The 6,885-nt window shown below is 76.9% G+C and carries 7 protein-coding genes; 2 read left to right on the top strand and 5 right to left on the bottom strand.

Annotated features, from left to right (window positions below):
* Window positions 1–842, bottom strand: an 842-nt coding sequence (locus G9H72_RS00495) for an RDD family protein (RefSeq protein WP_331271858.1), incomplete at its 3' end; no start/stop codon positions are given.
* Window positions 843–911: 69 nt separating this feature from the next.
* Here G9H72_RS00495 and G9H72_RS00490 point away from each other — a divergent pair.
* Window positions 912–1,907, top strand: a complete 996-nt coding sequence (locus G9H72_RS00490) for a stage II sporulation protein M (RefSeq protein WP_166166087.1) — start codon at window positions 912–914, stop codon at window positions 1,905–1,907.
* A 44-nt stretch (window positions 1,908–1,951) separates the two neighbouring features.
* Here G9H72_RS00490 and G9H72_RS00485 read toward each other — a convergent pair whose 3' ends face one another.
* Window positions 1,952–2,839, bottom strand: coding sequence for an NAD-dependent epimerase/dehydratase family protein (locus G9H72_RS00485; protein ID WP_166166085.1), 888 nt, complete (start codon window positions 2,837–2,839; stop codon window positions 1,952–1,954).
* A 94-nt stretch (window positions 2,840–2,933) separates the two neighbouring features.
* Here G9H72_RS00485 and G9H72_RS00480 point away from each other — a divergent pair, with 94 nt between their 5' ends.
* Entirely contained in the window at window positions 2,934–3,329 is a 396-nt protein-coding gene (locus G9H72_RS00480) for a winged helix-turn-helix transcriptional regulator (RefSeq protein WP_331271857.1), read from the top strand.
* A gap of 21 nt (window positions 3,330–3,350) precedes the next feature.
* Here the strand turns inward: G9H72_RS00480 and G9H72_RS00475 are convergent, their stop codons facing one another.
* From G9H72_RS00475 to G9H72_RS00465, 3 genes are all read right to left on the bottom strand, one after another.
* Window positions 3,351–4,646, bottom strand: a complete 1,296-nt coding sequence (locus tag G9H72_RS00475) for a DUF58 domain-containing protein (protein WP_166166081.1) — start codon at window positions 4,644–4,646, stop codon at window positions 3,351–3,353.
* Window positions 4,647–4,658: 12 nt separating this feature from the next.
* Window positions 4,659–5,690, bottom strand: coding sequence for an AAA family ATPase (locus tag G9H72_RS00470; RefSeq protein WP_166166079.1), 1,032 nt, complete (start codon window positions 5,688–5,690; stop codon window positions 4,659–4,661).
* Window positions 5,687–6,885: DUF4350 domain-containing protein (locus G9H72_RS00465; RefSeq protein ID WP_231126158.1), on the bottom strand; the 1,199-nt coding region annotated here is incomplete at its 5' end. The genes G9H72_RS00470 and G9H72_RS00465, both read right to left, overlap by 4 nt.

The raw sequence follows: 6,885 nt of genomic DNA, 5'->3' as shown, positions 1-6,885 counted from the left end.
GGGTAGGGCTGCTGCGGGTAGGGCTGCTGCGGGTAGGGCTGAGCGAGGCCGTGGGCCGAGGGGTACCCGGTCGAGGGGCGGCGGGCGGCCGCTGCCGGCGGCTGCAGGCGGGCGAGCTCGCGCCGGCTCCGCTCGGCCAGCACCGCCGCGAGGTAGGACTCGGGGTCGATGCCCGGCGGGGGCCCGGGGGTGACGCGGGAGCGGACGTCGTCGGCGAGGCGGACGCCGAGGCTGCGCCGCGCGTCCCGCTGCAGCTGGGGCGCTCGGGCGAGGAAGGCGCGTGCCTCGAGGGCGAGCGCGTCGGGCAGTGCCGACAGCTGCAGGCCCGCCGCCCAGCCCGCGAGCGCGGGAGGCAGCGCGGCGACCGGCGCGCCGGAGCGGGGCACGCGGTCTCGGACCACGATCGTGCCGGCGAGGTGGTCGCCGATGCGCTTGCCGTGCGTCGAGACGAGCGAGCTGATCAGGGCCGCGGCGCCTGAGGTGAGGAAGAACTCGCCGAAGCCGACGAGGCCGCGGACCAAGGCCTGCCGGAACTGCTCCGGGCCGCCGTCGTCGCGCACCACCCGCAGGCCGAGCGCCATCTTGCCCAGGGTGCGCCCGCGCGTCAGGGTCTCGAAGGCCACCGGGTAGCCCACGAGCAGCCCGACCAGCGCGACGATCACGAGCGCGTAGCCGAGGGCCGGGTCCAGGACGAGCAGCGCCAGGCCCAGGGCGAAGAACGTGCCGGCGAGCAACGCGAACTGCACCGCGAAGTCGATGAGCAGAGCCAGGCAGCGGGAGGCGAAGGTGGCCGGCTGCAGCTCGAGCACGACGGCCTCGCCGGTCACGAGGTCGTCCGGCACCTGCTCTCCTTCCGTGGGGCCCGTGCACAGCCCGTCAGGAGCGGGGATGCGCGGGGCTAGTCTGCCGCGATGGACGTCGACGCGTACGTCGTGGCCCACAGCGGGGAGTGGGTGCGGCTGCAGGAGCTGACCCGCCGCAGCGGTCGGCTGCGCGGCGTCGAGGTCGACGAGCTCGTGACGCTGTACTCCCGGGCCGCGACGCACCTGTCGGTGATCCGCTCCGCCTCGCCCGACCCGGCGCTCGTGGGCCGGCTCTCCCAGCTGGTCGCGCAGGCGCGGTCGGCCGTCACCGGTGCCCACACCCCGGCCTGGCGGGAGGTGGCCCGCTTCTTCACCGTCGTCTTCCCCACGGCGGTCTACCGGGCGAGGAACTGGATCGGCGGGGCCGCCCTCGCCTCCGTCGTGGTCGCCGTCGCGGCCGGGTGGTGGGTCTCCGGCGACGACACCGTCCGCGCGCTGGTCATCCCGCCGGACGAGGTCGCCGCATACCGCGAGCAGTTCGTCGACTACTACTCGGAGAACCCGCAGGGCTCGTTCGCGCTGCGCGTCTGGACCAACAACGCCTGGGTGGCGGCCCAGTGCCTGCTCACCGGGCCGTCGTTGCTCTTCCCGGGGTACCTGCTGTTCACCAACGCGCTCAACGTCGGCGCGGCCGGCGGCGTGCTCGGCTCCTATGGCGAGCTGGACACCTTCTTCGTCTACATCCTCCCGCACGGCCTGCTCGAGCTGACCGCGATCTTCGTGGCGGCCGGCGCCGGCATGCGGCTGGGCTGGGCGCTCATCGACCCCGGTCCCCGCACCCGGGCCCGGGCGCTGGGCGAGGAGGGCCGCGCGATGGCGGCGATCGCGCTCGGCCTGGTCGCCGTCTTCGCGGTGGCCGGCTGCATCGAGGGGTTCGTCACGCCCTCGCCACTGCCCTCCGCGGTGCGGCTCGCGATCGGCGCCCTCGCCCTGCTCGGCTTCCTGGCCTACGTCGCGGTGCTCGGCCGCCGAGGCGCGCAGGCCGGCGAGGTCGGGGACCTGGCCCCCGAGCAGGCCGCCGCCCATGTCCCGACGGCGGCCTGACCGGCCCTGCTGCAACGCGAGGCGCCTCGCGAGGGCGGCGCGGCTCAGCCCTGCGCCCGGTAGCTGCCCGACTCCAGCTCCTCCAGCAGCGACGGCCGGCTGGGCGACCAGCTCAGCTCCGTCCGGGCCTTCGCGCCCGACGCCTGCTGGTCCAGCAGCAGCGCCTCGGCGAACAGCTCACCCAGCCGCTGCTGCGTGGCCTCGACGTCTTCCGCCACCACGGTGCCGGGCAGGCCGGCGCCGCGCGCGACGGCGGCGAGCATCTCGTTGACCGTCGGGCTCGAGCCGCTCGCGCCGATGTAGTAGTCGCCCGGCCGCAGCGCGGCGAGCGCCGCGACGTACAGGTCGGCGAGGTCCTCGACGTGGACCGTCGTCCAGTGCTGGGTGCCCGGGCCGATCGCGACGAGCGCGCCCTCCGCGGTGCGGGGCGAGCCCGCGAGCAGGGCCGGGATGCCGGCGCCCTCGCCGTAGACGATGGCGGGCGCGATGACGCCGGCGCGCAGCCCCGGGGCGTCGAGCAGCGAGCGCTCCACGGCGGGTCGCCAGGCCGTCAGCCGCGGCGGGGCGAGCGGGCTGTCCTCGGTGAGGGCCGCACCCGATCCGTAGACCCAGACCCCGCCGGTGTGCAGGTAGGGCCTGTCCGTCCCGGCGAAGGCGCCGGTGACCGCCGACACGACGGCCCGGTCCACGTCGGCGCTGGTCGCGTCACCCGGGCTGGCGGTGTGGACGGCGGCGTCGACGCCGGCCAGCGCCGCGCGGACCGCCTCGGTGTCGGTGATGTCGGTGAGCAGTGGCTTGGCGCCGGCGGCGGCCACGGTGGCCGCGGACGCGTCGCTGCGGACCAGCGCGGTGACCTCGGAGCCGTCGGCGACGAGGGCGCGCAGGACCGCGGAGCCGATGAAGCCGGTCCCACCCGTGAGGAGTACGTGCATCGGAGAGCCTTCCTGTCGGGCCGCCCCGATCAGGCGACTGACCAGGACGCTAACGATCCGGTACCGAGTACTTCAACGTAACTATGATGGCGCCGTGGAGAGCGCGGAGAGCTACGACCCGTTCCAGCCCAGCTGCCCGAGCCGGCTGATCCTCAGCCGCATCGGGGACCGCTGGACGGTGCTCGTGATCCTCGCGCTGCGGCACGAGGTGCTCCGGTTCTCCCAGCTGCGCGCGACCATCGGCAGCCCGGCGCCCAAGGTGCTCAGCCAGACCCTGCAGGCGCTCGTGCGCGACGGGCTCGTGTCGCGGCAGGCCTACGCCGAGGTGCCGCCGCGCGTGGAGTACCAGCTCACGGGCCTGGGCCGGACGCTGCTGGAGCCGATCGACGCGGTGCGGCGCTGGGCCGCGGTGCACACCGGCGAGGTGCTGGAGGCGCGCGAGCGCGCGGACGAGCGGGAGCTCGCGGAGGCCCTGGCCGGCACGCGCTGAGCCGAGCGGGCGGCGGGCCGGTCAGAGGCGGCCGCCGGCCTTGAGCGCCAGGTAGCGGTCGGCGAGCGCGGGAGCGAGCTCGTCGGGCAGGGCGTCGACGACCTCGACCCCACGGCGGCCGAGCAGCTCGACCAGCCGGGCGCGCTCGACCCGCGACCGCTCGGCGGACGCGGCGCCGTAGACCTCCGCGGCATCGCCGCGGCCGGCCGCGAGCTGCGCGACGCGCGGGTCGGCGACGGCGGCGACCAGCACGGTGTGCCGGTGCAGGAGCCGGCCGAGCACGGGCAGCAGCCCCTCCTCCACCGGCGTCGTCTCCAGTCCGGTGAGCAGCACGACCAGGCTGCGCCGACCCGGCCGGGCGAGCACGGTGGCGGCCATCCCGGCCAGGTCGGTCTCCACCAGCTCGGCCTCGAGCGGGGCCATCGCATCGACGAGCGACGCGAGCAGGACCGGGGCGGCGGCGTTCTCGACCCGGGCGCGGACGCGGCGGTCGTAGGCCAGCAGGTCGACGCGGTCGCCCCCGCGCGCGGCCAGAGCGGCGAGCAGCAGCGCGGCGTCCATGCAGGCGTCGAGCCGCGGGGCGTCGCCGACCCGGCCGGCCGACGTGCGCCCGGTGTCGAGGACCAGCAGCACGCGCCGGTCGCGCTCCGGCCGCCAGGTGCGCACGGTGACCTCGGAACGGCGGGCGGTGGCGCGCCAGTCGATCGAGCGCACGTCGTCGCCCGGGACGTACTCGCGCAGGGAGTCGAACTCCGTGCCCTGCCCGCGCACCATCACGGCAGCGCGCCCCTCGATCTCGCGCAGCTGTGCGAGCTTGGCCGGCAGGTGCCGGCGGGAGGCGAACGGAGGCAGGACGCGGACCGTCCAGGGCAGCTGCCGGGAGCGCTGGCGGCCGGCCAGCCCGAGCGGCCCCAGCGTCCGGACGGTGACGCGGTACGCCGCCCGGTCGCCCCGGCGGGTCGGTCGCAGGACGGTGGTCAGCCGGGCGCGCTCACCCGGCGCGACGTCGAGCCGGTGGCGCTGGGCCTGGGCGCCGGCCGAGGGCGGCCAGGCGTCCCGCACCAGGCCGCGAGCCCGGCGGCGGCCCCGGTTGGCGACGACGAGCTCGACCTGCGCCTGCTCGCCGAGCCGGGCCGACCGGTCACCGGCGCGGCTGAGCTCGAGCGGGCGCACCGCCGCGGCCAGCGCGACGTCGAGGCCCGCGAGCGCCAGGACCGCGAGGGTCACGAGCAGCACGCCCGTCCAGGACGGGGCGGCGAGGCCGACGACGAGCGCTCCGAGCAGCGCGAGCAGCGGTGTACGACCGGTCAGGGCCATGGGGGCCGCGGGTCAGCGCGGGACGGGGACGGCGCCGAGGACCGCGTCCAGCACCGCGTCCGCCGTCACGCCCTCGAGCTCGGCTTCCGGCCGCAGCCCGACCCGGTGCCGGAGCGCCGGGCGGGCCAGCGCCTTGACGTCGTCCGGCGTGACGTAGCCACGTCCCGACAGCCAGGCCCAGGCCCGTGCCGAGGCGAGCAGCGCGGTCGCACCGCGCGGCGAGACGCCGAGCCGCAGCGAGGGCGAGCTGCGGGTCGCCCGGCAGAGGTCGACGACGTAGCCCAGCACCTCGGGCGCGACCTGGACCTGCTTGACGGCGCGCCGGCCTGCCTGGAGCGCGTCGACCCCGGCCACCGGGCGGATGCCGGCGCCGCGCAGGTCGCGCGGGTCGAAGCCGGCGGCGTGCCGGGCGAGCACCGAGACCTCGTCCTCGCGGGAGGGTAGCGGCAGGGTGAGCTTGAGCAGGAAGCGGTCGAGCTGTGCCTCGGGCAGTGGGTAGGTGCCCTCGTACTCCACCGGGTTCTGGGTGGCGGCGACGACGAAGGGGTCGGGCAGCGGGCGGGGCACCCCGTCGACGCTGACCTGGCGCTCCTCCATGGCCTCGAGCAGGGCGGCCTGGGTCTTGGCCGGTGTCCGGTTGATCTCGTCGGCGAGCATCAGGTTGGTGAAGACCGGCCCCTCGCGGAAGGAGAACTCCGCGGTCCGCGCGTCGTAGACGAGCGACCCGGTGATGTCACCCGGCATGAGGTCAGGGGTGAACTGGACGCGCTTGGACGTCAGCGACAGCGCGGCGGCCAGCGAGCGGACGAGCAGCGTCTTGGCCACGCCGGGAACGCCCTCGAGCAGGACGTGGCCCTGGCAGAGCAGGGCGAGGATCACGCCGGTGACCGCGCCGTCCTGCCCGACGACGGCCTTGCCGACCTCGCTGCGCACGGCGGCCAGCGCGATGCGGGCGGCCTCGGACTCCTCGACGGCGCGCCCCGGCGCGGCGGGGGCAGGGGCGTACCGGGGCGCTTCGGGGCTGCTCTCGTCGGGCGTGCTCACGTGCGGCGTGCCTCCATCTCGAGCCGGTCCAGGGCGCCGGCGAGGCGCACGAGCGCCGCGTCGTCCTCCGGTGGGGGACCGTACAGGAGCGCCCCGACCTCGCCCGGGCTCCGCCCCGACGCCTGCGACACCGCCGTCACGACCTCCGGCGGCGCGGCCGCCCGGGGCAGGCCGAGAGCGGCCGCGAGCCGACGGGCCACGGCGGCGCGCAGCGCCTCGGCGGCCCGGTCTGTCGCGTGGAACCGGCGGTAGAGCCCTGCCCGGCCCTCGACCGTCTCCGCCGCGGGCACGGACACCGGGAGCGGCTCCGGGACGACGGGGCCGAGCCGGCGGCCCCGCCACAGCGCCGCGAGCACCACAGCCACCGCGACCTGCACCACGCCGAACACGACGCCGTCCGGCAGCAGGTCGCGCAGTGTCCGGCGCGCTCCCTCGGGCACGTCGTCGGGGGAGGGGAGGTACCACACCAGCAGCTCCCGCTCGCCGAGCAGCCCCAGGGCCAGCGCCGCGTTGCCCTCCTCGTCGAGGCCGTCGTTGGTCAGGGGACGGGCGGAGCCGACGACGGTGACCGCCCGGTCGCCGCCGCTCGCCTCCAACCGGGCCAGCGCCACGGTGTCGTCGGGGAACGTCGCGTCCTCCGGATAGCACCCGGTCACGGCCGTGCCCGGCTCCGGTCCGACGGAGTAGACGCGGCCCGGCAGCTCGGCCCGCCCCGCTCGCTGCGCGGCTGCGAGCCGGCAGAACGGCTCGCGGGCCGACCCGGGCGAGACCCCCTCCTCCCGGACGGCCGGGGCCGCGACGTCGAGGAAGGGCTGGCCCGGCTCCACCAGCACCAGGTCCGCCGGCACCTGCGCGACCCGCCGCGCCTGCTCGGAGACGAGCAGCTCCGGCCGGGCCACCAGCAGCGTCGTCCCCGCACCGGCTGCGGCGACCGCCTCGTCGACGGTGCGGACGAGCCGCACGTCCACCCCCTCGCGTGCGAGCAGGGTCGCCAGTGCCTTGCTGCCGGCCGGGTCGGCCGCCCGCGGGTCGAGGCTGCCCTCCCGGCCGTTCGAGGCCAGGGCGAGCGCGATGCCGGCACCGAGGACGAGGAGCGCGAGCAGTGCCGGGGCGCGCAGCCGCCGGGCGCGCCGGCCGAGCGGCTGCCGGCCCGGCATGTCCGGCGGCGTCGGGCCGTCCGGCTCCGTCCGGTCCT

Origin of the sequence: Motilibacter aurantiacus, from assembly GCF_011250645.1 — a bacterium.
Lineage (GTDB): Bacteria > Actinomycetota > Actinomycetes > Motilibacterales > Motilibacteraceae > Motilibacter_A > Motilibacter_A aurantiacus.
The sequence above is the reverse complement of the archived record's forward strand: the minus strand, read 5'-3'. Positions and strand labels throughout refer to the sequence as shown.